The organism is Pseudonocardia yuanmonensis (genome assembly GCF_039542425.1).
Lineage (GTDB): Bacteria > Actinomycetota > Actinomycetes > Mycobacteriales > Pseudonocardiaceae > Pseudonocardia > Pseudonocardia yuanmonensis.
Genome location: NZ_BAABIC010000027.1, coordinates 39,515 through 65,443, shown reverse-complemented (window position 1 = coordinate 65,443; position 25,929 = coordinate 39,515). Strand labels below are relative to the sequence as shown.

The 25,929-nt window shown below is 70.8% G+C and carries 20 protein-coding genes and 1 pseudogene; 18 read left to right on the top strand and 3 right to left on the bottom strand.

Features of this window, described 5'->3' with window-relative positions; translation table 11 throughout:
- Position 1 precedes the first annotated feature (1 nt).
- The 13 genes from ABD990_RS29250 to ABD990_RS29190 all read left to right on the top strand — a co-directional run bounded on the left by ABD990_RS29250 (position 2) and on the right by ABD990_RS29190 (position 14,616).
- Positions 2-1,303 (top strand): NtaA/DmoA family FMN-dependent monooxygenase, encoded by a 1,302-nt coding sequence (locus ABD990_RS29250; protein ID WP_345384004.1) that lies wholly within the window; start codon positions 2-4, stop codon positions 1,301-1,303.
- A gap of 45 nt (positions 1,304-1,348) precedes the next feature.
- On the top strand, positions 1,349-2,302 hold the full coding sequence (locus tag ABD990_RS29245) for an ATP-binding cassette domain-containing protein (RefSeq protein WP_345384003.1): 954 nt from the start codon (positions 1,349-1,351) through the stop codon (positions 2,300-2,302).
- The gene (locus ABD990_RS29240; protein ID WP_345384001.1) at positions 2,299-3,108 is read left to right on the top strand and encodes an ABC transporter ATP-binding protein; all 810 of its coding nucleotides are present in this window, start codon (positions 2,299-2,301) and stop codon (positions 3,106-3,108) included. Before ABD990_RS29245 ends, ABD990_RS29240 begins: the two co-directional genes overlap by 4 nt.
- Positions 3,105-4,619 (top strand): MFS transporter, encoded by a 1,515-nt coding sequence (locus ABD990_RS29235; RefSeq protein WP_345384000.1) that lies wholly within the window; start codon positions 3,105-3,107, stop codon positions 4,617-4,619. The genes ABD990_RS29240 and ABD990_RS29235 overlap by 4 nt, the downstream gene beginning before the upstream one ends.
- Complete coding sequence (locus ABD990_RS29230) at positions 4,616-5,659, top strand: ABC transporter permease (RefSeq protein WP_345383999.1); 1,044 nt, start codon at positions 4,616-4,618, stop codon at positions 5,657-5,659. Before ABD990_RS29235 ends, ABD990_RS29230 begins: the two co-directional genes overlap by 4 nt.
- Before the next feature lie 5 nt (positions 5,660-5,664).
- A complete protein-coding gene (locus tag ABD990_RS29225) occupies positions 5,665-6,546 on the top strand; it encodes an ABC transporter permease (RefSeq protein ID WP_345383998.1) in 882 nt (293 codons plus the stop codon).
- Between the two features lie 36 nt (positions 6,547-6,582).
- Complete coding sequence (locus ABD990_RS29220) at positions 6,583-8,307, top strand: ABC transporter substrate-binding protein (protein ID WP_345383997.1); 1,725 nt, start codon at positions 6,583-6,585, stop codon at positions 8,305-8,307.
- Positions 8,308-8,359: 52 nt separating this feature from the next.
- On the top strand, positions 8,360-9,856 hold the full coding sequence (locus tag ABD990_RS29215) for an MFS transporter (RefSeq protein ID WP_345383996.1): 1,497 nt from the start codon (positions 8,360-8,362) through the stop codon (positions 9,854-9,856).
- On the top strand, positions 9,853-11,211 hold the full coding sequence (locus ABD990_RS29210) for an MFS transporter (RefSeq protein ID WP_345383995.1): 1,359 nt from the start codon (positions 9,853-9,855) through the stop codon (positions 11,209-11,211). The genes ABD990_RS29215 and ABD990_RS29210 overlap by 4 nt, the downstream gene beginning before the upstream one ends.
- Positions 11,212-11,224: 13 nt before the next feature.
- On the top strand, positions 11,225-12,211 hold the full coding sequence (locus ABD990_RS29205; protein ID WP_345383994.1) for an NAD(P)-dependent oxidoreductase: 987 nt from the start codon (positions 11,225-11,227) through the stop codon (positions 12,209-12,211).
- 277 nt (positions 12,212-12,488) lie between these two features.
- Entirely contained in the window at positions 12,489-12,986 is a 498-nt protein-coding gene (locus ABD990_RS29200; protein WP_345383993.1) for a flavin reductase family protein, read from the top strand.
- Positions 12,986-14,119 (top strand): 3,4-dihydroxy-2-butanone-4-phosphate synthase, encoded by a 1,134-nt coding sequence (gene ribB / locus ABD990_RS29195; RefSeq protein ID WP_345383992.1) that lies wholly within the window; start codon positions 12,986-12,988, stop codon positions 14,117-14,119. The genes ABD990_RS29200 and ribB overlap by 1 nt, the downstream gene beginning before the upstream one ends.
- A complete protein-coding gene (locus ABD990_RS29190) occupies positions 14,116-14,616 on the top strand; it encodes an NADPH-dependent FMN reductase (RefSeq protein WP_345383991.1) in 501 nt (166 codons plus the stop codon). Before ribB ends, ABD990_RS29190 begins: the two co-directional genes overlap by 4 nt.
- A gap of 949 nt (positions 14,617-15,565) precedes the next feature.
- Here ABD990_RS29190 and ABD990_RS29185 read toward each other — a convergent pair.
- Entirely contained in the window at positions 15,566-17,338 is a 1,773-nt protein-coding gene (locus tag ABD990_RS29185; protein ID WP_345383990.1) for a sigma-54-dependent Fis family transcriptional regulator, read from the bottom strand.
- A 197-nt stretch (positions 17,339-17,535) separates the two neighbouring features.
- Positions 17,536-17,951 (bottom strand): annotated as a pseudogene (locus ABD990_RS29180) (2,5-dihydroxypyridine 5,6-dioxygenase NicX family protein); the annotation flags it as partial.
- Positions 17,952-18,216: 265 nt separating this feature from the next.
- Here ABD990_RS29180 and ABD990_RS29175 point away from each other — a divergent pair.
- From ABD990_RS29175 to ABD990_RS29155, 5 genes are all read left to right on the top strand, one after another.
- Entirely contained in the window at positions 18,217-19,086 is an 870-nt protein-coding gene (locus ABD990_RS29175; protein ID WP_345383989.1) for an FAD binding domain-containing protein, read from the top strand.
- Positions 19,086-19,586, top strand: a complete 501-nt coding sequence (locus tag ABD990_RS29170) for a (2Fe-2S)-binding protein (RefSeq protein WP_345383988.1) — start codon at positions 19,086-19,088, stop codon at positions 19,584-19,586. Before ABD990_RS29175 ends, ABD990_RS29170 begins: the two co-directional genes overlap by 1 nt.
- On the top strand, positions 19,576-22,005 hold the full coding sequence (locus tag ABD990_RS29165) for a xanthine dehydrogenase family protein molybdopterin-binding subunit (protein WP_345383987.1): 2,430 nt from the start codon (positions 19,576-19,578) through the stop codon (positions 22,003-22,005). The genes ABD990_RS29170 and ABD990_RS29165 overlap by 11 nt, the downstream gene beginning before the upstream one ends.
- A gap of 100 nt (positions 22,006-22,105) precedes the next feature.
- On the top strand, positions 22,106-22,939 hold the full coding sequence (locus ABD990_RS29160) for an alpha/beta fold hydrolase (protein ID WP_345383986.1): 834 nt from the start codon (positions 22,106-22,108) through the stop codon (positions 22,937-22,939).
- 37 nt (positions 22,940-22,976) lie between these two features.
- Positions 22,977-24,614: a flavin-containing monooxygenase gene (locus tag ABD990_RS29155; RefSeq protein ID WP_345383985.1), complete on the top strand. Its 1,638-nt coding sequence runs from the start codon at positions 22,977-22,979 to the stop codon at positions 24,612-24,614.
- A gap of 101 nt (positions 24,615-24,715) precedes the next feature.
- Here ABD990_RS29155 and ABD990_RS29150 read toward each other — a convergent pair whose 3' ends face one another.
- Positions 24,716-25,840 (bottom strand): CaiB/BaiF CoA transferase family protein, encoded by a 1,125-nt coding sequence (locus ABD990_RS29150; RefSeq protein ID WP_345383984.1) that lies wholly within the window; start codon positions 25,838-25,840, stop codon positions 24,716-24,718.
- Positions 25,841-25,929: the final 89 nt, after the last annotated feature.

The following is a 25,929-nucleotide window of genomic DNA, read 5'->3' as shown; positions in this document are numbered from 1 at the left end:
CGTGAGTGCCAACCCCTTCCACCTCGCCTGGTTCGGCGCGGGCGGCTTCGGTGTCAAGTCCTGGAACAAGACCTGGTCCGGCCGCGGCGGGCTGGACTGGGCGAGCCCGCAGCTGTGGGTCGACGTCGCGCAGGCCCTGGAGCGGGCGCGCTTCGACTACATCATCATCGAGGACTCGTCCTACGTGCCGGACGCCTACGGCTCGAACTCCAAGGCGTACCTGTCCAGCGCCACCGCCACGCCCAAGATGGACCCGACGGTGCTGGCGCCGATCGTGGCCCACCTGACCAGCCGGATCGGCATCGTGCCGACGCTGTCGGTCACCGAGTACCACCCGTACATGCTGGCGCGGAAGATCAACACCCTGGACCACATGTCGCAGGGCCGTACCGGGTGGAACATCGTCACCTCCTCCAGCCACCGCGCCGCGCAGAACTACGGCAAGGACCTGCTGGAGGAGCACGACCTCCGCTACGACATCGCAGACGAGTTCTTCGACGTCAGCTGCCGGCTGTGGGAGTCGTGGGAGGTCGACGCCGTCACCGTGGACGAGCGGAACGGCGTGTGGGCGGACTACGAGAAGGTCCACACGATCGACTTCGAGGGCAAGTTCTTCAAGGTCCGCGGCCCGCTCAACGCGCCGCAGTCCCCGCAGGGCCGCCCGGTCTTCACCCAGGCCGGCGGGTCGCCGCGGGGCAAGCGGTTCGCCGCGCGCACCGCGAACTCGGTGATCTCCGGCGTCGAGGGCGGCGTCGAGGCGATGAAGCGGTTCCGGGACGACATCCGTGAGCAGGCCGTCGCCTACGGCCGCGACCCGAACGACGTCAAGGTGCTGTTCATGGCCTCCCCGGTGGTCGGCGAGACCGACGAGGAGGCCCGGGCGAAGCGGGAGCGCCAGATCGCGTTCGCCGAGGCCCATCCCGAGCTCGGCCTGCTGCACCTGTCCCGGCACTCCGGCATCGACTTCGCGCAGTTCCCGCTCGACGAGCCGATCCCGGACACCGCGACGACCAATGGTCACCAGCAGATGCTGGCCCAGGCCATCGGCAAGACCCCGCGCGAGTTCCTCCGCAAGAGCCTGTCCACGATGGAGTTCGTCGGCAGCCCCGACACCATCGCGGCGACGATGGACGAGGTCATGCAGGAGGTCGGCGGGGACGGCTTCCTCATCGCGAACTTCGACCTCAACCGCCGGTATGTCAGCGAGATCGCCGACGGCCTGGTCCCCGCGCTGCAGCGTCGCGGCCTCACTCGGACCGAGTACACGCACTCCCGCTTCCGGGACAACCTGCTCGAGTTCTGAGCCCGCATACGGGCTCTGGGCTGCCGACCACCGAATCGAGGACCCGTGACCGAACCCGACATCTCGCGCCCCGCGGACGACCCGCTGCTCGACGTCCGCGACCTGACTGTCCGCTACGGCAGCGGTGCCGACGGCATGGTCGCGGTGGATCGCGCCACCCTCGCGATCGAAGGCGGCGAGCACGTCGCGATCGTGGGGGAGTCCGGCTCGGGCAAGACCACGCTCGCACTTGCCGTCGCGGGCCTGCTCCCGCTGGACGGCGTGGAGACGACGACGGAGTCCTTCCGGTTCGCGGGCGGCGACGTGGTGGGGGGCCGGCGACACGCCGTCCCGCACCGCACTCCGGGCACGTCGATGGTGTTCCAGGACGCCATGACCTCCCTCGACCCGGTCGCAACCATCGGCTCGCAGTTCACCGACGTCCTGCGCGGCGTGCGTCGGGTGGCGCGCCGCGAGGCGCGGGCGCTCACCGTCGAGTGGCTCGGCAAGGTCGGGCTGCCCGATGCCGACCGGGTACTCAAGCTCCGCCCCTACGAGCTCTCGGGCGGCATGCGGCAGCGCGTGATGCTCGCGCTCGCGCTGTGCAGCGAGCCGAAGCTGCTGATCGCGGACGAGCCGACGTCCGCACTGGACGCCTCGCTGAGCCGGGACGTCATGGACCTGCTGCGAGACATGACCCAGCGCACCGGCGCGAGCCTGCTCGTCGTCAGCCACGACATCAAGCTGTGCCGGATGTACGTGGACCGGATCGTCGTCATGTACCACGGGCGGATCGTGGACGTGGTCCGCGCGGACCGGGTGGAGCAGGACGCCACGCACCCCTACACGCTGGCGCTCACCGAGTGCGTGCCCACTCTCGACTCCGCCCGGCTGCACAGGCTGCCCACCCTCTCCGACGCGGCCCGCGCCGAGTTCGACCGGATCTCCGCGGAGCAGGCTGCGGGAGAGTCCCTCACCCCGGGCGCCGCGCGGGCCGAGCTCGATCAGGTGTCCGCGTGAACCGCCCCGTCTCGCTGCGGGCGGAGGGATTGATGCGCGCCTTCGGACGGGGCGCGACCCGGCACGTCGCCGTGCAGCCACTGGACCTGGAGATCACCTCGTCCACGTCTCTCGGGATCGTGGGCGAGTCCGGCTCGGGCAAGTCCACGCTCTCCCGGCTGCTCGTGGGGCTGGACCAGCCCACCGAGGGCATGGTCACCCTGGACGGCGCCTCCGTGGCGCAGCTGCTGCGTAGCAGGTTCGGGACCCGTGACCTGCGCCGCACGGTGCAGTACGTCGCCCAGGACACGTTCTCCTCGTTCGACCCGCGCCGCACCATGCGAGACGCCGTGGCCACTCCGCTGCGGGTGCTGCGCGAGCTCGAGGGGGCCGCGGCCGAGGCGGAGATCACGCCCGTGCTGGACCTGCTCAAGCTGGACCGGCGGATGCTCGACCGCTACCCGAGCCAGCTCTCCGGCGGGCAGCGGCAGCGGTTCGCGCTGGCCCGCTCGCTCGTCGTGCGGCCCCGGATCCTGCTGTGCGACGAGGTGGTCTCGGCCCTGGACGTCTCCGTGCAGGGCGCGGTGCTCAACATGATCCGGGACTACTGCGAGGAGCACGAGGTGGGCCTCGGGTTCGTCTCGCACGGGCTGCCCGCGACCGCCTTCGTGGCCGACGAGCTACTGGTCATGTGCCGGGGCGAGGTGGTGGAGCACGGGCCGACGCAGCAGGTGCTGGACCGCCCGACCCACCCGTACACGATCTCCCTGCTCGACGCGTACCGCCGCGGACCGCGGCACCTCGTCCCCCTGGCGGAGCCGGCGTGACGGTGTCTCACTCCACCTTCCGGCGGGCGTCGGACCCGGCCACCCGGCGCGGCTGGACCGTCCTGGTCGTCACGACGTTCGGCAGCCTGCTGATCTTCCTGAACAGCACGGCCACGAACGTCGCGCTGCCCGCCATCTCGGCGGACCTGTCGATCCCGGCGGCGACGGCGGACTGGATCCTGCTGTCGTTCATGCTCACCCTGTCCATGTCCGTGCTGACCGTCTCGCGGATCTCGGACATGGTCGGGCGGCGCCGGATCTACCTCGCGGGGCTCGCGGTCCTCGTGGTGTCCAGCGTCGGCGCCGCATTCGCCGGCGGGGCGGCCCTGCTCGCCGCGCTGCGCGGAGTGCAGGGCGTGGCCGCGGCGATCATCATCACCGGCGCCACCGCGTTGATCTCGGACGTCTTTCCGGCGCACCGGCTGGCGGGCGCGCTGAGCATCAACATCATGATGGCGTCGGTGGCCGGCATGCTCGGGCCGCTGGTCGGGGCGCTGCTGCTGGAGACCTTCGGCTGGCGGTCGCTGTTCCTGGTCAACGTGCCGTTCGGGCTGGTCGCGCTGGTGCTGGCGGCCACGGTGCTCCCGCACGACCGGCGTAGGCCGGGCGCGGGGGAGTCGCTGGACGTGCCGGGGGCGATCCTCTCGGCCGTCGGGCTCGCGTGCCTGCTGCTCGCAGTGAACCGCTCGTCCGCCTGGGGCGTCACCGACCCCCGGGTGCTCGGGCTCGGCGCCGTGGCCGTGGCAGTGCTGGGCGCGTTCGTGATCGTGGAGCGCCGGGCGGCCCGGCCGCTGGTCGACCTCGGCCTGGTGACCGACCGGAACCGGGCGCTGGCTTACGCCACCGCGTTCCTGATGGCCCTCCCACAGGCCGCCTCGCTGGTCCTCGTGGTGCTCTACCAGCAGGCAGTGCTCGGCGCCTCGAGCATAGAGGCGGGCGTCGCCGCGACGGTGGTTGCCGCCGCGCTCGTCGTCACCTCGCCGATCGCGGGCGTGCTCGCCCGGTTCCTGACCCCGCGCTCGGTCTCCTCGGCGGGCTGCGCACTCGCCGCGGTGGGCTACCTGCTGCTCGGCCTGTCGATGACGGGCACGGGCATCGGGCCTCTGTTTCACATCGGACTCGTGCTCGTCGGGGCGGGCAACGGGATCTTCATGGCGCCCAACACGGCGTCGATCGTGCGCGGCCTGCCGGTGGACCGGCGCGGGATCGCCAACGGCATCCGTTCCCTGATGTTCAACAGCGCCCAGACCCTCGGCGCCGCGACGGCCCTGCTGCTCGCCGCCGCCGGGCTGGCCGGCGCCGGCGTCGGCGGCTACGACGGCGTCGTCGTCGATCCCTCCGGCGCCCTCTGGGGCTTCCACGTGGCCGCCACCGTGCTCGTCGGCTGCGCGGTCGCCGCCACCATCACATCGCTGTGGCGATCCGGCGCGTGGCTCGTCACCCTCACCGGGCCCATCACCACAGCGGCAGCACCGGCGCCGTCGCCCGCACCGAGAGGAGAGGACCGTTGACCCCCTTCCTGGCCCGGCACCGCTGGTGGCTCACCCGCACACTGGTGCTGCCGCTGCACATCGCGGTCTTCGCGAGCGTGGCGTTCTTCCTGGTCCGGCTGGTGCCGGGTGACCCGGTCATGGCCCGGGTGGACGCCAGCGGCGGCTTCACGCAGGAGGACTACGCCCGGGCGGCCGAGCAGATGGGCCTGTCCGGCTCGGTCTGGGAGCAGTTCGGCCGGTTCTGGTCCGAGCTGATCACGTTCGACCTGGGCACCTCGCCCGTGACCGGCCGTCCGGTGTGGGAGGAGGTGATGACGCGGCTGCCGTCCACGATCGAGCTGGTCACGCTCGGGCTGCTCGGGTCAGTGGTCCTGGCGCTGGTCCTGGCGCTGATCACGGTCAGCACACGCAGCCCGCGGCTGCACGCGGTGCTGCGGGGCTACGGCAAGCTCGCCGGCTCGGTGCCGGACTTCGCCGTGGCGATCCTCGGCCTGGTGCTGTTCTTCGTGGTGCTGCAGGTGATCCCGGCGCCCCTCGGCCGTGTCGACCCGCGGATGGCACTGCCGGACGTCACAGGGTTCCCGCTCCTGGACAGCGTGATCACCGGCCGGTGGGACGTCCTCGAGGCCATGGTTGCGCGCTACGTGCTGCCGCTCTCGGTGCTGGTCCTGGTGCACACCCCGAGCCTGTGGCGGCAGCTGAGCCTGGGGCTGTCCGAGCAGGTCACCGCCGCGCCCACGCTGTTCAAGGTCGCGTCCGGTGCCACCCGGCTCTCGGTGTACCTCTCCGTGCTGCGCCGGGCCAGCGCGTCGTCGGTGGTGATGCTCGGCGCGATGTTCGGCGGCCTCATCGGCGGCGTCGTCGTGATCGAGGAGCTCTTCGGCTTCGGTGGCGTCGGACAGTTCGCCATCACGTCGGTGGAGCAGCTCGACTTCGTGGGCCTGCAGGGCTTCCTGGTCGTGGTCGCCGGGCTCTGCCTGCTGGTCTTCTTCCTCGTCGACCTCGTGAACATGATCCTCGACCCCCGACGCCGCCCGGGCGTCCGAATGGACGGCTGAGCGCCATGACTGAAGTCCTCGTCGCGGTTCCCACCCCCGTCGCCGCCACGGCCCCGCGCAGGGGCGCGCCGGCGTGGCGCACCTGGCTGCCTGCACTCCCGTTCGCGGTGCTCGTGCTGCTCACGATCGTCGCCCGCTGGGTGGTCCCGTTCGACCCGGAGACCGTGGTCGCGCCTGCCAACCTCGCCCCGGACGGCACCCACCTGTTCGGCACCGACTCGACCGGGATGGACGTGTTCTCCCGGACGATCGCCGCCGCCCAGGTCAACCTCGTGATGGCAGTTCTGGTCACGCTGATGGCCACGGCCATCGGCCTGGTGCTCGGTCTCGTGCTGGGCATGAACGAGGCGGCGGGCGGTGCCCGCGGGCTGTTCGGCCGCGGCATGACCCGGTTCACCGACCTGACCGACGCCGTTCCGCCGCTGATCGTCGGCGTCGTCGTGGTCGGGCTTTTCGGGCCGTCGCTGGTCAGCCTGAGTGTGGCCCTCGCGTTGATCCTGATGCCCAACCAGGTCCGGCTCACCCGCGCCGAGGTGCTGAAGGTGCGCGGGGACGCCTACGTCGATGCCGCGCGGATGGCGGGCCTGCTGCCCTGGCAGGTCATGATCCGCCACGTGCTGCCAAACTCCGCCCGGCCCGCGATCGAGAACAGCTCCAACGTCTTCGGCGTCTCGATCATCGTCTCCGCGTCGCTCGGCTTCCTCGGCGTGGGCTTGAACCCGCCGACGCCGGAGTGGGGCGTGATGATCTCCAACGGCATCTCCGACGTCATGCTCGGCGGCTGGTGGACCACCCTCTTCCCGGCGCTTGCGCTTTGCGCCGCCGTGTCGTCCGCCGCGCTCCTCACCGGCGTCATCACCCGACTGACCCGCTCCCCGGGCCAGTGATCCCTCCGCTGCGCCATCCCCACTAGGAGAACCCCCGTGACCCAGCCCGACTCCCCGGTCCCCGCGCCGATCCTCTCGGCCCGCGGCGAAGGGATCATGAACTCGGCCTTCGGCCGCCGCCGCTTCATCGCCGGTGGCCTGTCCGGCCTCGGCCTGCTCGCCCTCGCCGCCTGCGGGGGCGGCGGCGCGGGCGCTGCGAGTGGCGGCGGCGGAGGCGGCAACCGCTCGCTCGTCGTCGCCGTGCCCGCGCTGGCGCCGACCCTCGACGGCGTGGTCGGCGGCGGTGGCCTCACCCTGGAGTCGTTCGAGATGAACGCGAACCTGCAGGCCGGGCTCGTCCGCAACCCCTACATCACGGGCAAGACCGAGAACACCGTGGTGCAGGACTTCAACACCTACGTCGGCTACGTCGCGGAGTCCTACGAGGTGTCGCCGGACGGCCTGACCTACACGTTCCACCTGCGCCCCGGGCTCACGAGCCCGCTCGGCAACGCCATCACCGCGGACGACGTGCTGTGGTCGTTCGAGCGCAAGTGGAACACCCCCACCTACTCGAAGACGGTCTGGCAGGGCGGCTTCGCAGGCCCGCAAGCGATCAGCAAGGTCGACGACCGGACGGTCGCGTTCACCCTGACCAACGCCGGCTTCGGCCTCACGTTCCTCGGCCTGCTCGCGAACCTGCAGGGACACATCTACGACTCGACCGCGCTCAAGCAGCACGCCACCGGCGCGGACCCGTACGCCCTGGAGTGGGCGAAGGCGAACGGTGGTTGGGGCCTCGGGCCGTACCACGTGACAGCCCAGACCCCCGACCAGGAGATGGTCCTCACCGCCAACCCGAACTACGCCTACGGTGCCCCCGCCATCGGCCAGGTCACGCTGCGCGTGGTGGGGGACGCCGGCACCCGGGCCTCCCTGGTGGCCAGCGGGGACGTGGACATGGCGGAAGGCATCCGCCCCACCGACCAGGCCCGGCTCGCGAACAACGACGCAGTCGTCGTGCCCGAGGCGGACCCCATCGAGTACGTCGACCTCACGCTGGTCACCAATAAGGCCCCGTTCGACGACGAGCGGGTCCGTAAGGCAATGGCCCTGGCCGTCCCGTACGAGCAGATCATGCAGCAGATCTACGCGGGCCGGGCCGTCCAGATGGTCGGCAACATCAACCCCAACACCCGCAACTACGACGTCTCGCAGCTGCCGAAGCCGTCGTCGGACGTTGCCCGGGCGAAGGCCCTGCTGGCGGAGGCGGGCCACGACCGGATCGCCTACACGCTGTCGGTGTCCACGGCCACCCAGGACCTCGTCGACGCCTGCGTGCTGGTCCAGTCCTACGCCCGCGAGGCCGGCTTCGACATCACGATCGACCAGAAGACGGCCGCGGATTTCTCGACCATGCGCAACAACGCGACCGGGCAGGCGATCATCTATCGCAACCGGTCGCAGGTCCAGACACCGACGTACGCCTGCACGATCTTCTGGAAGCCCAACAACGACGCCTCGAACCCGTCGCGGTGGCAGGACGCCTCGGCAGCGCGCTTCTGGGAGGTGGTGAACCGGGCGCAGGCCATCCCGGACCCGCTGAGCCCGGAGGCGGGCCCGCTGTGGCTGGAGGCCCAGAAGATCCTCGTCGACTCGTCGCCAGAGATCTTCGTCTGCTCGATCCAGCCCTCCCAGATCTTCCGCACCGACGTCGGCGGCTTCACCTACCGGTCGGAGAACGCGATCGACTTCGGCAACATCACCATCCTCGACGCCTGACCCCGGACCGGATCGCGGCAGTGCCGCCGCGTCCTGTTCCCGTACCAGGGAAGTGACGACCACGCCCCCCGAACGCCCGGCGGCCGCATCGACCGCACCCGCCGGTACCCCACCTGCCCGCAGCCCCTACGCCGTCCTCGCCGTCACCAGCCTCGCGCTGGCCCTGGTGCTGATCAACGGCACATCGATCAACGTCGCGTTGCCGGACCTCTCGCGCGACTTCGACGCCCCCGCCGGCGTGGCCGACTGGTTCCTGCTGGCCTTCCTGCTCGCCAACACCGCGTCCATCCTCGTGTTCGGCCGCATCTCCGATCTCGTGGGCAGAAGACGGATCTACCTCGCAGGAATGACGGCCTTCATGGTCCTGAGCGTGCTGGCGACCATCGCCCCGGACGCCGGCACCTTCATCGCGGTGCGTGCGCTCCAGGGTGTGTCCGCCGCGACCATCGTCGCGAACACCTCGGCGCTGGTCGCCGACGCCTTTCCCGAGCACCGGCTCGCCTACGGACTCAGCCTCAACCTCACCGCCGCCTCCGTGGCGAACACCGCTGGCCCCACGATCGGAGGGCTGCTCGTGTCGGCCGCGGGCTGGCAGGCGGTGTTCCTGGTCAACGTGCCGTTCGGGCTCGCCGCTCTGCTGCTGGGACTGCGTATGCTTCCCGCGCCGCGTCCGCGGACCGGGCCGCGCGAGACGTTCGACGCCAAGGGCGCGGTGCTCTCGGCGGCCGCCCTCGCGGCACTGCTGTACGGCGTGAACCGGCTGTCGACGGCAGGCCCGGCGGACCTGGGCGTGTGGGCGCTGCTCACCGCAGGCGTCCTGCTGTTCGTCACCTTCGGGCTGCTCGAGCGGAAGCTGGAACATCCGCTCGTCGACCTCGCGCTGATTCGTGACAAGGGGCGGGCGTGCGCCTACGGAGCCGCGTTCTTCCAGTCCTTCGGCCGGGCGGGCGTAACCGTGCTCGTGGTGCTCCAGCAGCAGATCGTGGCCGCTCGCTCCGCAGCCGAAGCCGGGTTCATGGGGATGGCCATGGCGCTGGCAATGGTGGTTGCGACGCCCGTGTCCGGCCGACTCGCTGCGGTCCTCACGGCACGGACATTGACCGCGATCGGCGGAACGCTCTCCGTGGTGGGGCTGGTGGGTCTCGCCTTGTCGCCCGCCACGGCCCCACTTCCCCTGACGATGGGCTGGCTACTGCTGGTCGGGGCCGGCATCGGCCTCTTCACCACGCCCAACACGACCGCGATCATGCGCGGTGTCCCCGCCGCCCGGCGCACCGTGGCGAACGCAGTCCGGTCGATGCTCTACAACAGCGGCGCGGCGCTGGGTACGAGCGTCGCGCTGCTGGTGGTGTCGGCCTCCGGCATCGCCGGCTACGACGTGCAGGACGCCGGCCCGGCCGTCCGGGCGGCGTTCACCGTCGCGCTGCTGGTCTGCGCGGCCGCCGAGGCCGTCGCCTTCGCATTCGGGGTGGCACGGGGCGGCCCGTGGCGGATTCGGCCTCCTGTCCCGGAGCGGCCGCTGTCCGGGATCCGGGGAGCGGCGACATGAGCGACCCGGTTGCACGCGGCGCAGCCGTCGCGGTGCTCGCCACGACGTCCTTGTCCGCGCTGCTGGTGTTCGGCTCGGCGGCCGCCCTGGGCGTGGCGGTGCCTTCGATGGCGACGGACCTGACGGAAGGCCGGTCCACCGCATCCTGGATGGTGCTGGCGTTCCTGCTCGCCAACTCGGCGACGATCCTGGTCTTCGGCAAGCTGTCGGACTCGCTCGGCCGCCGCCCGCTCTACCTGGGCGGGCTCGCGGTGTTCACGGCGGGCTCGGTGGTCTGCGCGTGGGCCACGAACGACGGTCTGCTGATCGCCGCGCGAGTCGCGCAGGGCCTGGCGGCGGCCGCGGCGGTCAGCAACACGACTGCAGTGCTCAGCGACGTCTTCTCACCACCGCGGCTACCGCTCGCGTTGTCGTTCAACATCACCGCGGGCGGCTCGGCCACGCTGCTCGGCCCACTGGTTGGCGGGCTGCTGGTGGACGGGTTCGGCTGGCGGTCGATCTTCGTGTGCACAGTGCCCATGGGGGTCCTCGCCGTCGGCATCGGGTGGTGGAGCCTGCGGTACGCGCACTCACCCGGTCGCGCGGCCGGCTTCCGGTTCGACGTATCGGGCGCAGTGCTGTCGGTCGCGGGGATCGGGGCCGTCCTGTTGGCCGGCCAGCTGCTCGCCGACCGCCGGTGGGCTGCCGCCGGGCTGGGGTTGGTGGTGGGGCTGGTCGCACTGGGGGCGTTCGTGGCGGTCGAGCGCCGGGTAGGGGAGCCGATCCTGGACCTGCGCGTGCTGGGCGGTGACCGCGGCTACGCCTACGGATCCTCCTTCTGCGCGGGGCTGGCGTTCGGTGCGTCCGTGCTGCTCGTGGTGCTGTACCTGCAGACCGTGCGCGGCTTGTCCGCCGCGGCCGCGGGGGCCCTGGCCCTGCCGATGGGGCTCGCCCTCGTCGTCGCGTCGCCGGTCACCGGCATGCTGGCCCGGCGAATCTCCGCGCGTGTACTGACCACGGTGGGTGCCCTGGGAGTTGGCTTCTCCATGGTCGCTCTCGCGGGCCTGCTGGGTGGCGATCCGGACGTCCTCGGGATCGCGCTGCTCCTGCTGCTCACCGGATTAGGGGAGGGCATGTTCATGGCGTCGATCACCCGCCGGGTGATCGACGGGGTCGCACCGGACCGGCGGGCGATCGCGAACGGGTTCCGGTCGGTGCTGCACAACGGCGCGCTAGCCCTCAGCACGGCAATGGTGCTGGCAATGGTGCTCGGGACGCCGGGCAACGTGGCGGGGTACGTCGTGACTGCGGCGACTCTGGGGATCACAGGGCTGCTGGCGGCGCTGCTGGCGGCGAGGCGGGTACGGATCGGATGACGGAGGACGTGGAATGAGGCCGGGTGCCGTGCTGGTGACCGACGAACTGCAGCTGCGGGCGCTGGGCACGCCTCCTGCGGGCTGGCGGCACGCCCTGTGGGACGAGCTGGAGGCGGGCGCGGTGCCGGAGGCGGACGTCCGGTTCGTGGCGATCGACCGACGAGGAGGGCCCGCCCGCCGCCGTCGGATGCGGGAGCTTCCCCATCTGGAGCGCGTGCAGGTGCTCAGCGTGGGATACGACTACGTGGCCGAGTACGTGCCCTCGGGCGCGCGCCTGCACAATGCCGCGTCCGTGATCGCCGAGACCACCGCCGAGCAGGGGTTGCTCGGGATCCTCGCGGCCCTGCGCCGGCTGCCGGACTACGTGCGCGCCCAGGACCGCTGCGACTGGGTCGACGTGGACGACCCGACGAGCACAATTCCGGCGTCGGCGTTGGAGAGTCTCGTGGGTGCGACGGTGCTGCAGCTCGGGCACGGAGTGGTGGGGAAGGCGCTGGCTCGCAGGCTGGAGGTCTGCGGAGCCGAGGTGGTGCCGTTCGCCCGCACCGCGCGGCTCGAGGCCCGGCGGCGGGTCCGCCCTATGGAGGAGCTGGACGATTGGCTGCCTCGAGCGGACGTCGTTTCCTCGGCGCTGCCCCTCGGCCCGCAGACGCGCCGGATCGTCGACGCCGCCTTCCTTGCGCGGATGCGCGCCGGGGCCCTGTTCAGCAACGTCGGACGGGGCGCCACCGTCGACACGGCCGCCCTCATCGCAGAGCTGGCGACCGGGCGGATCCGAGCGAGCCTTGACGTCGTCGACCCCGAGCCGCTACCGGCAGACCACCCGCTCTGGCGGATGCCGAACGTGCTCCTCACCCCGCACATGGCCGGCGACGCCCGGACGACGGCGCGCGATCTCGCGGCGCTGGTCGCGGCTCAGGTCGAGGCGTACCGGACAGGGCACCCGTTGATCGACGACGTGACGGACCATCTGCCGCGCCACGCTGAACATGTGTCCTGACGGACCCAGGTGTCGTCGGTCAGGGTGAGCCACTGGCGGGTGAACCGGTCGGCGGCGCGGCGGACGGACCGGCAGGTACACGTTCTCCCGGCGTGGCGGCGGGGACGACATCGCCGGAGCCCGCGTGGCGTATTGCCCCGCTGTCACAAGGTCGCTGCTGGTCAACGCCTTGTGCGCAGGTAGTCCGGCAGCGCAATCCGCCGATCCTCACCCGTAATGCGCGGGCAACACCTGGCGGGTTTCGTGGGCGTCACCGCACGGTGACAGGAGGCTTGTGATGATCGTTCCCGATCCGACCGAGACGAGCGCGTTGCGGCGGGCCTACGGCACCTTCCCCAGCGGGGTGACCGCGGTCTGCGCGCTGCGCGAGGGCGCCCCGGTGGGTATCGCCGCCAGCTCGTTCGTGTCCGTGTCGATGGACCCGCCGCTGGTGTCGGTGTGCGTGCAGCACACCTCCACGACCTGGCCGCTGCTGGCCGACCGGCCCCGGCTCGGGCTCTCGGTGCTCGGGTCGACGCACGACCGGGCCTGCCGGCAGATCGCCTCGAAGACCGGGGACCGGTTCGCGGGCATCGGCTACACCGTGACCGACGGGGGCGCGGTGCTGTTGCACGACGCCGCGGCGTGGCTGGACTGCTCGGTCCACGAGATCGTGACGGCGGGGGACCACGATCTGGTCCTGTTGCGCGTCGAGGCCCTGCAGACCCACGACGACGTCGCCCCGCTGGTCTTCCACGGCAGCCGCTTCCACGCGCTGTCCGCGCTGGCGGCCTGATGTCCGTCCAGCCCGACACCATTCCGGCAATCGACGGCGTCGGTGCCGCCGTGGCCGCGCTGCGCGCCGGGCGGCCGGTCCTCGTCGCCGACGACGCCGGCCGCGAGAACGAGTACGACGTCGTCCTGCCCGCAGCGCTGGCCGAGCCCCGGTGGACCGCCTGGGCCGTGCGGCACACGTCCGGGCTGCTCTGCGCCCCGCTCACGGCCGAGCGCGCCGACGCCCTCGCCCTGGACCCCATGGTCCGCGACAACCAGGACCCGCGCGGCACCGCCTACACGGTCTCGGTCGACGCCGCGCACGGCATCGGCACGGGGATCAGCGCGAAGGACCGGGCCCGCACCGCCCGGGTCCTCGCCGACCCGGCCAGTCGGCCCACCGACCTCGTCCGGCCCGGCCATCTGCTTCCGCTGCGCGCCCGCCCGGGTGGGGTGGTCGCTCGGCCCGGGCACACGGAGGCCGGGGTGGACCTGTGCCGACTGGCCGGGCTGCCCCCGGTCGCCCTGATCGCCGAGCTGGTCGGCGAGGGCACCGGGATGGCCGGCGGTGAGCACGCTGCCCTGCTCGCCGCGCGGTACGACCTGCCGGTCCTCGACATCGCCGAGCTCGTCGACCATCGGCTCCGGTTCGGCGACGGCGAGCGGGGCCGGGTCACCCGGGCCGCCACCACGCGGCTGCCCACCGAGCACGGCTCGCTCGACGCCGTCGGGTTCCGCGACGAGGTCACCGGCGCCGAACACGTCGCGCTCATCGGGCGCGGGCCGGCCAGCCGGCCTCTCGTCGCGGTGCACGCCGAGTGCGTGACCGGCGACGTCTTCGGCGGCATGACCTGCGGCTGCGCCCGGCGCTTCGCCGACTCGGCGGCCCTGGTCGCCCGCGAGGGCGGGATCCTGGTCTACCTGCGCCGCCCGGGCGCCCGGGCCGTCGGCGCACCCGGCAGGCACACCTGGACCCCGGCCGACGACGGCGCCGCCGGCGCGATCCTCGCCGACCTCGGCCAGCGTGCCGTGCGGCTGCTACCCGGTCCTGCGTCGGCCGTTCGCCTCGCCCGGCCCGACCTCGCCGTCCTGCCCGTTCCCGCGCCCACCTCGGGGCCCTCGCCTCGGCCCGTCCGTCTCCTGGAGATCTCGTGACCGTCACCGTCGTCGTCGGCAACCCGAAGCCCGGGTCCCGCACCCGCGCGGCCGGTGATCTCCTGGCCGAGCGGCTCACCGGGTCCGCCCCGGACCATGTCGTCGAGCTGACCGAGCTCGGGCCCGGCCTGCTCGGCTGGGGCGACGAGGCCGTGGCCTCCGCGGTCAAGACCGTGCAGGCGTCCTCGTTGGTCGTGTTCGCCAGCCCGACCTTCAAGGCCACCTACACCGGGTTGCTGAAGCTCTTCCTCGACCAGTTCGCCGGCGGCACCGGGCTGCAGGACGTCGTCGCCGTGCCGCTGATGCTCGGCGCCGGGCCCGCCCACGCCATGGCCCCCGACCTCACGCTCAAGCCCGTCCTGGCCGAGCTCGGCGGCACCTGCGCCCTCCCCGGCCTCTACCTCCTCGACGCGAGCTTCGCCGACGACCCGCTGCTCGCTGCCTACGCAGAACGCTGGGGCTCGGTGGCGTGCGCCCTGATGGCCCTACGGGCCTGACGGCGAGGATCTCCGGCTTGACTCCGACAGCGTGGTCGACCTCCACCCTTGCGTGCATGTGCTGCAGCGCGTGACACCACTCATGATGCGATGAAGGAGCGGGGCCTCCGCTCCTCGTGACAGTCGGCTCATGCTCGAGGTGCTTCACGTCAACGACTCGGGAGGCCCCTGTGAGTGGAGCATACGAGGGACGGCAGTTCGTCGGGATGGATCTGCATCGGCGGCGGTCGGTGTTGGTGCGGATGACCGAGGCCGGGGAGCGGCTGGAGACGGTGCGGATCTCCATTGACCGGGAGTATCTGCAGCGGGTGATGGCGCGGGCGGGTGAGGCGCCGGAGGTCGTGCTGGAAGCCACGTATGGCTGGTACTGGATGGGCTTGGCGCTATCGGCTGGCCGAAATAAGTCCAACTTGGGCGTCGGAGGTATTTCGGTGAGGGATCCGAGTGTGACGCGCGTCATTAAGAGGATGCTGAGCCGGCAGTGTGGCGCCCATGAACTCTGCTGCAGATTTCCTGGCTCTGCCACGGCTCCGGCATAGAGGGTGCAGGACTAGTACCGCAGAGGCGAGAAGTGTTGTCGATCTTTCCCGCTCGTGGCGTGATCGTGCGAGGACGAAGCAGTTGTCGAACAGGCCACACCGCTCTCTCTCTGAACAAGACCAGCGCTACATGCAACCGCAGCCGCGGTGGGTGCTGTCTCCGCCGCATCTCCTGTTAGGTCGGGAGCCGTGGCTCACCGTGTGGCGCTTGCGCTGTTCGTCGCCATGCCGGTCGGCCAAGGCGCCCGGCGCCGTGGCGGGCTTCTTCTCGACGGTCGACGACGCCGCGACGCCGGTCCTCAATCAGAAGGGCTCCGGTGCATCTCGCTGATCGTGAGGGCGGACCGCGGTGACCGCTCGAGGTGGGCTGTTCGCGGCGGGGCGCGCGCCGCATACCCCGCGTGGAATTGTCAGCTGCGGGCGTCCAGGGAGTTGATTCCGAAGGCGTGCATCTTCCGGTAGAGGGACGACCGGGACATTCCCAGCATCGCAGCGGCGCTCTTGCGGTTGCCGCCCACTTCGGCGAGTGCGCGGACGATGGCGTCGCGCTCGAGTCGCTCGATGGGGGAGAGGGCGCGCCGGCTCGTCGTGAAGCACGACGGCGGCAGGTCCTCGCGGCGGATCGCGCCCGCGGGACGTCGCCGGAGCGCGGCAGCGAGGACTTCATTGAGCTCGGCGACATTACCGATCCACGCGTTCCTCACCAGGACCCGCTTCGCGTCGTCACTGCACTGCGCAGCACGTCCTGGAGCCAGCCGATTGAGCAGCGCGGTGATGAGTTGGTCCAGGTCGTCGATGCGGTGCCGGAGCGGCGGGGCGGTGACGGTCGCCTCGAAGAGGCGCAGCAGGTCGTTCGGTGTTGCTGCGGCGGAGCCGACGGTCGCCACTACCCATGGCTGGGGGTACTGCCGCAGGAGGTCCTCCAGCAGCGCGCTCATCTCAGCGACGCGCTCGGCCGGGAGCCGGTCAAGGTGTCGCAGGACCACCGTCAACCCGGGAGCCGGCTCGCGGTCGATGGCGTCGATCAGCGCTCCCGGGGCGTCGACCTCGCAGTTGACGACCGCGAACCGCGCTCCAGACCTGCTGTCCTGATGGACGCCGTGGGCCAGAGCGAGTTTGCCCACCCCGGCCTCGCCGACGATGAGGAGCGGCAGCTGCCCGGTGGCCGCCTCGCGGGCCTGCACCGTCGCATCAATCCACGTCTGCGAGCGCCCGACTAGGCCTGGCAGCGCGACTGGCGGCGACACGCGCGCAGAGCGAGGCTTCGGCGGTGTCTCCGGGATGTGCAGCTCGAACACCGCTCCGGCTACGCCTGCACCGTGGATGACCGTGCGACGGCGAACCTGGGCCCAACGTCCTTCCGTCAGTGACATGCCGACCGGCATTCCTCGGTCGCCTGGCCGGGCCTCGACGGCCATGATCTTGAGGAAAGCCACGTCGGCGGGCGTGAGGAGGGCCGATGCCCGCTCATTGGCCATCACGATGTCGCCGCAGACCGACAGCACGGCACACGTGCAGCGGCGGCAGCTGGCGAGGAAGGCTTCCAGCACCACCCGTTGGCGCTCGGTGCCGTCGTCCAGCAGCAGTCGCTCGATGTCGAGTGCGGCTTCCTGCACCAGAACCCGCATCATCGGGTGGGCGTCCTCGGCCATGCAGCTGAGGTCGATCAATCCCTCGATACGTCGAGTCAATGGGTTGCGGATCGGTGCCCCTGCGCAGGCGAAGGCCATGCTGCGCTCGTTGAAGTGCTCAGGGCCGGAGACGAAGACCGGCCGGCCGTCCTCGAGCGCTGTGCCGACGCCGTTGGTGCCGACATAGGCTTCTGCGTAGCTGAAGCCGGGCGCGAAGTACACGTTGTCCCAGACCCGCGCCAGCCTGCGCTCGCTGTCCTTACGCTCGAGCAGCCGTCCCTTGTCGTCCGTCAGGACGACGCTGACCGGGATCCCGTCAAGCCGCTCGTGCATGCGCTCCATCACTGGGGTGGCGCACCTGACGAGTCGGCTGCGAAGATCGATCTCATCGCCGTATGGGACGTGAGGAGTGCCGATGTCCACGCCGGCGAAGCGGGACCGCCGCCACGAGGTGAGGATGGTCTCCTCAACCACCGCGTCCGCCACGGACCCGGACGCGAGGAACTCGGCACGGGCCTTCGCCACGCGCAGCCTCCGGTCCGTAGTGGGCACGGCGAAGTTCCTTCTTGAAGCGGAGAAGTGTCCGGTGCGTTCTCGGGCGCAGAATATAGGGAGCGCCGGACTCTGCCCAGGGTCCGTTCTGAGTATCGCCGGACGGTTTGCCCCTCGTGCCAGCCCCGTTCCCTCACCTTCTGATCGACAGGCTCGGCACGGTCGTTCCGATGTGGTGGTCCTGATGGCGCCCCTGCTCATCGGCGGTTCGCTGGTCGCATCTCGGGGACGGTGAGCTCGCCGTCGTCGACGATCAGCTCGTCGTCGAGGTAGAGGCTGTTGCCGCGCATCGGGATGTCGAAATGTCACGCCGTGTCGTTGGGTCCGCCGAGCTCGTTGTTCGGGCCGATGGAGAACATCACGTTGCCGTAGAAGGAGCGCAGCTCCATCCCATCCCACGCCGAGCTGGGTCAGCCCGTGCCAGTGCGCCCGCTCGTCGAGCCCCCAGCCGACATGGGACATGCCGTAGCCGCGCGGGTCGTCGAAGCTCTCGATGTAGGAGCGGAGCAGGTCCGCGTCCAGCCCCGAGGAGCCCCCCGCCGCGGATGTCGCGGATGAACCCCTCCTCGATGGTGATCTCCACCGGGGTCTGTACAGAGGTGTTGAACGGCAACTACACGTCCCGGACAGGTCAACTGCCGCAGACAGATCCCGTTGAACGGGTTCTGGTCCATCACTTTCGCCCTTCTCGATCTCCACGGGGCCCAGAACATCCACGGAGCACCCGGTATGAACCCGGTGCGTGAGCCCCGCGATCGCCGAGGTGATGACAGCCGGTCCGGCCCGAGCCGGTGTCCCAATGTGGGACACCCGCGGCCTCGTCGCCGGTGTGTCATGACCGGCATTCCGGCGGATCCGGACGGCGGCATGGAGGACCCGTGAAACCCCCGACTTTCGACTATTTACGGCCCGATTCCGTGGCCGAGGCGATCGAGGCCCTGGCTGCACACCCCGACTCGAAGGTGCTCGCGGGCGGCCAGAGCCTGATCCCGATGATGAACATGCGGCTTGCTCGTCCGACCGCTCTGGTCGACATCGGGCGTCTCGCCGACCTGCGCGGCATCGAGGCGAACGGATCACTGCGCGTGGGCGCGACGGCCACGCAGGCGGACGTCCTCGGGCACGAAGCCGTTGGCCGCCGCTGGCCCCTGATCACCTCGGCACTCACGCACGTCGGGCACCCGGCGACACGTTCCCGGGGGACCTTCGGCGGCAGCATCGCGCACGGCGAGCCGGCCTCCGAGCTGCCCGCCGTGATGCTGGCCCTCGACGCACACTTCACCCTGCGCGGGTCGAGCGGCGAGCGCGTGGTCCATGCCCAGGACTTCTTCCTCGGGCACTACACCACAGTCCTCGCGGAGGACGAGCTGCTCGTGCAGGCCGAGATTCCCGACGCCAGTGGCTCGGCCTGGGGATTCGGCGAGATCGTGCGCCGGCACGGGGACTACGCGCTGGCGGGCGCGGCGGTCCGGGTCGACACCGACGGCGCTGGGCGGATCGAGGAGGCACGGGTCGCGCTGTTCGGCGTCTCGGGGCGCCCCGTCCGGTCCACCGCCGCGGAGGAACGGCTGGTCGGCACCAGGCTCGGTGACCGCGACACGGCGGTCGAGGCGGGCCGGCTCGCACTGTCCGGTCTGGACGTCGCGAGCGACTCGTTCGTGAGCGCCACCTACCGGCAGGAAGCCGCGGCGACCGTGGTCGAACGCGTGCTGCTCGACGCGGCGGCGCGCGGAAGGGGAGAGAACTGATGAAGACCCGACAGGGCACCGTGGCGGTCGAGCTGACCGTCAACGGCGAGAAGCGCGTCGCCGCGGCCGAGCCACGGATGCTGCTCACCGACTTCCTCCGGCACGGCCTGGGATTGACCGGCACCCATGTCGGCTGCGAGCAGGGGGTGTGCGGCGCCTGCACGGTGCTGGTCGACGGCCAGCCCGCCCGCGCATGCCTGACTTTCGCCGTGCAGGTCGAGGGCGGTTGTGTCGACACGGTGGAGGGCATGGCCGAGCCGGGCGCCCTCTCCGACGTCCAGCAGGCGTTCCGCGCAGAGCACGGCCTGCAGTGCGGTTTCTGCACTCCGGGCATGCTCGCCAGCACCGAGGCACTCCTGCAGGAGAACCCGGATCCAACCGACGACGAGATCCGGGAGTACCTCTCGGGCAACGTTTGTCGCTGCACCGGCTACCAGGGCATTATCGCGGCCGTCCGGCGCGTCGCGAACGAGCGGAAGGCAGCCTCCCGTGACGCTTGAGTCCACCGCACCTACCTCGGCAGCCACGTCCGCCACGACTCCGCAGCGGGGTCCCGGGGCTCGCTACGTCGGCCGTTCCGTCCAACGGGTCGAAGACCCCCGCCTGCTCTCGGGACGTGGCCGGTACCTCGACGACATCACGCTGCCGGGCATGTTGCACGCCGCGTTCGTCCGCAGCCCGCACGCCCATGCCCGGATCGTGGCCGTCGACCCGAGCGAGGCGCTCGCCCTGGACGGCGTGGTCGCGGTCTACACGGCGAAGGACCTCGACTGGCTCGCGCCCATGGTCTCGACCGGACCGATGCGCGAGGGGGTCGTGGCGCAGTCACGCACTCCTCTCGCCACGGACGTCTCGCGACACGTCGGGGACCCGGTCGCTGTCGTCCTGGCCCGGTCCCCGTACCTCGCGGAGGACGGGCGCGACCTCGTCGAGGTCGAGTGGGAGCCATTACCGCCCGTGCTCGATCCGCTCGCGGCGCTGGAGCCGGGAGCCACCCTGGTGGACGAGGCACTCGGCACGAACAACATCTCCCATCTCGAGCAGTCGGTCGGCGAGGTGGAGGAGGCCTTCGCCGAGGCAGACCACGTCACCCGCATCCGCTTCCACTCCGGCCGGTCGACGGCCGCACCGATCGAGTGCCGCGGCGTCGTGGCCGAGTATGAGGACCGAGCAGGTGGTCGGTACAACGTCCACTCCTCGACCCAGATGCCGCACCTGCTGCGCATGCTCATGGCCCCGGTGCTCGGGGTTCCCGAAGGGCGGCTGAGCATCAAGGCCCCGGACGTCGGCGGAGCGTTCGGTCTGAAGTGCTCGGTGTTCCCCGAGGACATCGTGATCCCCGCCGTGGCCCGGCTCGCCGGCCGGCCAGTGAAGTGGATCGAGGATCGCTGGGAGGACCTCGCCGCCGGAGTGCACTCCAAGGACATGCACTGCACCATGGAGATCGCGGCCAAAGCCGACGGCACGATGACCGCCTTCCGCGGGCACTTCGTGACCGACTCCGGTGCGTACTCGTCCATTCCCTTCACCCCACTGGTCGATTCCCAGGTCGCCGGCGTGTACTTGTCGAGCTGCTACGGCGTGCAGAACGTCGCGTACGCCGTGGACAACCCGCTCACCAACAAGTGCCAGATCGGCGCCGTGCGCGGTGTCGGGTGGGTGCCCGGGCAGCTCGCCCGGGAGGTGGCGATCGACGAGCTCGCCCGCGCGCTGGAAAAAGACCCGGTCGAGCTCCGTCTGCAGAACATGATCGGGCCGGAGGTCTACACGACGCCGTTCGGGCAGACCTACGACGGCGGTAGCTACACCGCCTCGTTGGAGAAGGCGCGCGATTCGGTCGACTACGCGGCCTTCCGGGAGCGGCAGGCCAAGGCCCGCGAGGAAGGCCGCTATCTGGGCGTCGGGTTCAGCCCCTTCGTCGAGCCGACCGGCTGGGCGACATCCAGCGCCGCGGCGGGTGGCCTGCCGAACGGCTTCTTCGACACCGCTAGCGTCACCGTCGAGCCCGACGGATCGGTGACGGTCACGACCGGCCTGCACTCGCACGGGCAGGGGCACGAGACGACGCTCGCCCAGGTGACGGCCGACGAGCTCGGCGTGCCGATGGAGAGCGTGCGGATCGTCTTCGGCGACACCGACACCTCCGTGTTCGGCATGGGGACCTACGCCAGCCGCAGCGCCGTCCTCGGATTCGGCTCCATCCACGAGTCCGCCGTACAGGTCAAGGACCGTCTCGTTCGGCTGGCGGGGGCCATGCTGGAGGCCGACCACACCGACATCGAGCTCGTCGACGGCGTCGCCAACGTCAAGGGCGTCCCGGGGAAGTCGGTGCCGCTGCAGCAGATCGCCCTCTTCGGCTACTTCGGCGGCCCGGCCCGCCCTGACGACGTTCAGCGCGACGGGCTGACCGCCACCTCGGGCTACAACCCGGGGGAGACGTACGCCAACGGGTGCGGCGCAGCGGTCGTCGAGGTCGACGTCCGGACCGGCTTGGTGACGATCGAGCAGCTCGTCGCGGTGGAGGACTGCGGCGTCGTGCTCAACCCGACCATCGTCAAGGGACAGGTCGCCGGGGCCCTCGCCAACGGCATCGGCATCGCACTCCTGGAGGACCTCGCCTACGAGGACAACGGCGAGTTCGTCTCGGGCAGCCTGCTGCACTACCTGTACCCGTCGACGACCGAGGTGCCGGACCTGACCCTGCACACCATCGAGACCCCATCGGCGGTCAGCGCCGGAGGAGTCAAGGGTGTCGGGGAAGCGGGCACGATCTCGGCGCCGGCCGCGATCGTGAACGCCGTCATGGACGCACTGTCGCCCTTCGGCGTCGTCGTCGAGAAGACGCCGATGACGCCGGAGTACCTCCGCGAACTGCTCAGGGCCGCCGAGAGCAACGGTTCGGCTCCGGCTCGGCACTGATCGGTGTCGGCGAGGGGCACGGCGATCCAGCGCCCTGCCCCTCACCGGCCGCTCGTCACCGACCTGCGCATCCACGTACAAAGAGGGCGAGGTAGGAGAAGTGCCCCCAGCCGAAGCCGAGATCTCCTGGGAGACCCGCGGCGACGCCACCGCCGCGACCCCGCTGCTGTTCGTCCCACCGCTTGGACGAGGGCGCAGGAGCTGGGAGCCTCAGGTCGCCGTGCTCGAGGGCGCGCATCGCTGTGTGCTGTTCGACCCGCGCGGGATCGGCCGGTCGAAGGACGTCGCGTGTGACTCCTACTCCGCGGGCACCATCGCCGAGGACGCCCGTGACGTCCTGGACCGGAGCGGCGTGAACCGGGCGCACGTCGTCGGGTGGTCGCTCGGCGCCGCCGCCGCAACGCTCCTCGCCCTGCATCACCCCGAGCGCGTCGCCTCCCTCACGCTGCTCACCCCCTGGACCCGGATCGACCCGCACCTCGCGCTGGCCTTCGGGATAATGCGGGACCTCGTCACGCACGCCTCGGCCGAGTCGGCGGAGATCGCCACTCTGTGGCTCATCCTCTCGCGCGAGGCGGTCAACGCAGCGGGGGAGCAGTTGCTGATCGAAGCCCGCTCCGACGTCACCAATCCCGGCTATCCCACGAGCGGGACGATCCGGGACTACCTCGACTCGGCACTCGCTTTCGACGTGTCGGACCGGTTGAGGGCGCTGTCCATGCCCACCCTCGTCATCGGAGGGGCCGAGGACCGCCTCGTCGACGTCGCGCACGCCCGCGCGACCGCGGCGGCCATCCCCGGCGCCTGCCTGCACGTGCTCGAAGGCACCGGCGCCACACACGCCCTGCCCGTCGAGCGTGCCGACGAGGTGAACGCGCTGATCCGGACGTTCGTCGAGAGCCACGAAGCGTCGGACGCCGTCCCCACCACCTGAAGACGGCCCCGAGAAGGGCATGAGATTGGAGAGTTCTGTGAGCACCCCGAACCCAGGACCGGCAGCAGAGGCGCCTGTCGACGTCGATGTCGTCGTGGTCGGCGCCGGCTTCGCCGGTCTCTACGGAGTCCACCGGTTCCGCACGGACGGGTTGTCGGTGCGCGGCTTCGAGCGCGGCAGCGGAGTGGGCGGCACGTGGTTCTGGAACCGGTACCCCGGTGCGCGCTGCGACATCGAGAGCATCTACTACTCCTACTCGTTCTCCGAGGAGCTCCAGCAGGAGTGGACGTGGACCCACCGCTACGCCACGCAGCCGGAGATCCTGGCCTACCTCAACCACGTAGCGGACCGCTTCGACCTGCGTAAAGCCTTCGCCTTCGACACCTCGGTCACCAGCGCCGTGTTCGACGACGAGAGCCAGACCTGGACCGTCACCGCGGACAACGGCGAGATCGTCCGGTGCCGCTTCGTCGTCATGGCGACCGGGCCGCTGTCCACGCCGGTCGACCCGCAGATCCCCGGCCTGACAGAGTTCGGCGGTCAGGTCGTCCGCACGAGCGACTGGCTCGACGAGATCGACCTGACCGGCAAGCGCGTCGGGATCGTCGGGACCGGGTCGTCGTGCATCCAGTCGGCGCCGATCATCGCCGACGAGGCCGAGCACCTCCACGTCTTCCAGCGCACGCCACAGTTCTCGATCCCTGCCTGGAACCGACCCTACGACGAGGACGAGATCGCGCGCATCAAGGCCGGATACCCCCGGATGCGGCAGGACGCCTGGGACACGGTGGGCGGGATCATCTACGAGCAGGCAGACCACGACCCGCTGACCGCGACCCCGGAGCAGCGGCAGGCCTGGCTGGAGCGCACCTGGGCCCGAGGTGGCTATCTGATGATCGCGAGCTACCCGAACGTCGTGTTCAACGACGAGGTCAACTCCATGGTCGGCGAGTTCGTCAAGGAGAAGATCCGAGCCCGGATCCATGACGAGAGGGTCGCCGATCAGCTGACTCCGACCTATCCGTTCGCCGCGAAGCGGCTGTGCGTGGACACGGACTACTTCGAGATCTACAACCGCGAGGACGTGACGCTCGTCGATCTCCGGGAGCACGGGATCAGCCACGCCGACACAGGCGGCATCGTCCTCAAGGACAGCTCCCGCATCGACCTCGACGTGATCGTGCTCGCGACAGGTTTCCACGCGCTCACCGGCGCGATCCTCGGGATCGATCTCCGGGGCCGCGGAGGCGTGACGATCCAGGAGAAGTGGTCCGGCTCGGCCGCGAACCACCTCGGGTTGACGGTGGCAGGCTTCCCCAACTTCTTCATGGTGAGCGGGCCGGGCAGCATCGGCGTGCTCTACAACATGATCCCCGCCGCCGAGCAGCACATCGACTTCATCGCCGACGCGATCGCGTACCTGGACTCGCACGGGCTCACCTCGATCGAGCCGACCGAGGAGGCCGAAAAGGCCTGGTCCGCGCACGTGAACGAGGTCGCCGAGCAGTCGGTCTACCCGAAGGCGAACACCTGGTACATGGGCGACAACGTGCCCGGCAAGCCGCGGGAGTTCCTCGCCTACGCCGGCGGCGGGCCGGCCTACTTCGAGCACTTCACCAAGGAGCAGGCCGAGGGCTACCCGAGCTTCGTGCTCCGGGAGAGGTCCTCCCGATGAGTGTCCCTGCGCTCCTCCTGCCGCTGGTTGCGCCCGCCGGGGCGAGCGAGCTGAGTGACGCGAGTGGGGGGCGCGGCGGCGTCGCGCACACCACGGCCGTCCTACTGCTGCGGCAGCGGGGGCGGAGCGGTGCAATAGCGGGGCGGGGTCGCCGAGAGGCCGATCGGGTTGCGGGTCAGTGCCACGGCGGATCCGTCGGAGCGGGGCAGCTCGACCACTGGATCCAGGCCGAGTGACTCCGCTAGTGCGAACGCCCCGGCGATGTCGTTCACGACGCCGGCGGGCACGCCGACCTCGGACAGCTGCGCGGCCCAGTCGGCGGCCGGCCGCTCTCGGAGCTGCTTCTCCAGCAGCGTGCGGAGGGCCTCGCGGTTCGCGACCCTCGCCGGGTTCGTGGCGAACCGGGCGTCGGTGGCGAGCTCGCCGAGGTCGAGTACCGCGCACAAGGCCCGGAACTGCCGGTCGTTGCCGACCGCCAGTGCGAGGTCGCGGTCGGCGCACGGCAGCAGCTCGTAGGGAGCGATGCTGGGGTGGCGGTTGCCGAGCCGTCCGGGCACCACGCCTCCCGCGGTGTATGCAGCGCCTTGGTTGACGAGCGCGGCGAGCAGGCTGGAGAGCAGGTCGACCTCGACCCGCTGGCCGGTGCCGGTGGAGTCGCGGTGGCGGAGCGCGGCGAGGATGCCGACGGATGCGAACAGGCCGGCGAGCACGTCGACCAGCGCCACGCCGACCTTCTGCGGCTCCCCGTCCGGGTCGCCCGTGATGCTCATCAGCCCGCCGACCGCCTGGACGAGCAGGTCGTAACCGGGCAATGCCGCGCCTGCTCCCGGCCCGAACCCGGTGATCGAGCAGTAGATGAGTCGAGGGTTCGCCGCGCAGAGCTCCTCGGCCCCGAGTCCGAGCCGGTCCATCACGCCCGGCCGGAAGTTCTCCACCACCACGTCCGCGTCGAGGGCCGCCGCTCGCGCGGTGGCACATCCGGAAGGGGTGGCCAGGTCGAGCGCGACCGAGGACTTGTTGCGGTTGACCGCCTGGAAGTACGTGGCCTCACCGGCGTCGTCGTAGGGCGGACCCCAGGCACGGGTGTCGTCGCCGGTTCCCGGTCGCTCCACCTTCGTCACGACCGCCCCGAGGTCGGCGAGCAGCATCGTGGCGAACGGCTCGGCCAGCACGCGCGAGAAGTCCAGGACGTTGAGCGGGCCGAGCGCAGTGGGCGGAGCTGCCACGCGCCACCTCCTCGTTAGAAACCTTTCGACGAGGCTAGGTAGGGTCGACGACGTGCGTCAAGCAGTGATGGACACCTTCAGCGGTCACT

Bases quoted from the DNA above. Each gene is read 5' to 3' on its own strand.
- ABD990_RS29225 (WP_345383998.1), top strand. From the start codon at position 5,665: ATGACTGAAGTCCTCGTCGCGGTTCCCACCCCCGTCGCCGCCACGGCC.
- ABD990_RS29210 (WP_345383995.1), top strand. From the start codon at position 9,853: ATGAGCGACCCGGTTGCACGCGGCGCAGCCGTCGCGGTGCTCGCCACG.
- ABD990_RS29205 (WP_345383994.1), top strand. From the start codon at position 11,225: ATGAGGCCGGGTGCCGTGCTGGTGACCGACGAACTGCAGCTGCGGGCG.
- ABD990_RS29200 (WP_345383993.1), top strand. From the start codon at position 12,489: ATGATCGTTCCCGATCCGACCGAGACGAGCGCGTTGCGGCGGGCCTAC.
- ribB (WP_345383992.1), top strand. From the start codon at position 12,986: ATGTCCGTCCAGCCCGACACCATTCCGGCAATCGACGGCGTCGGTGCC.
- ABD990_RS29170 (WP_345383988.1), top strand. From the start codon at position 19,086: ATGAAGACCCGACAGGGCACCGTGGCGGTCGAGCTGACCGTCAACGGC.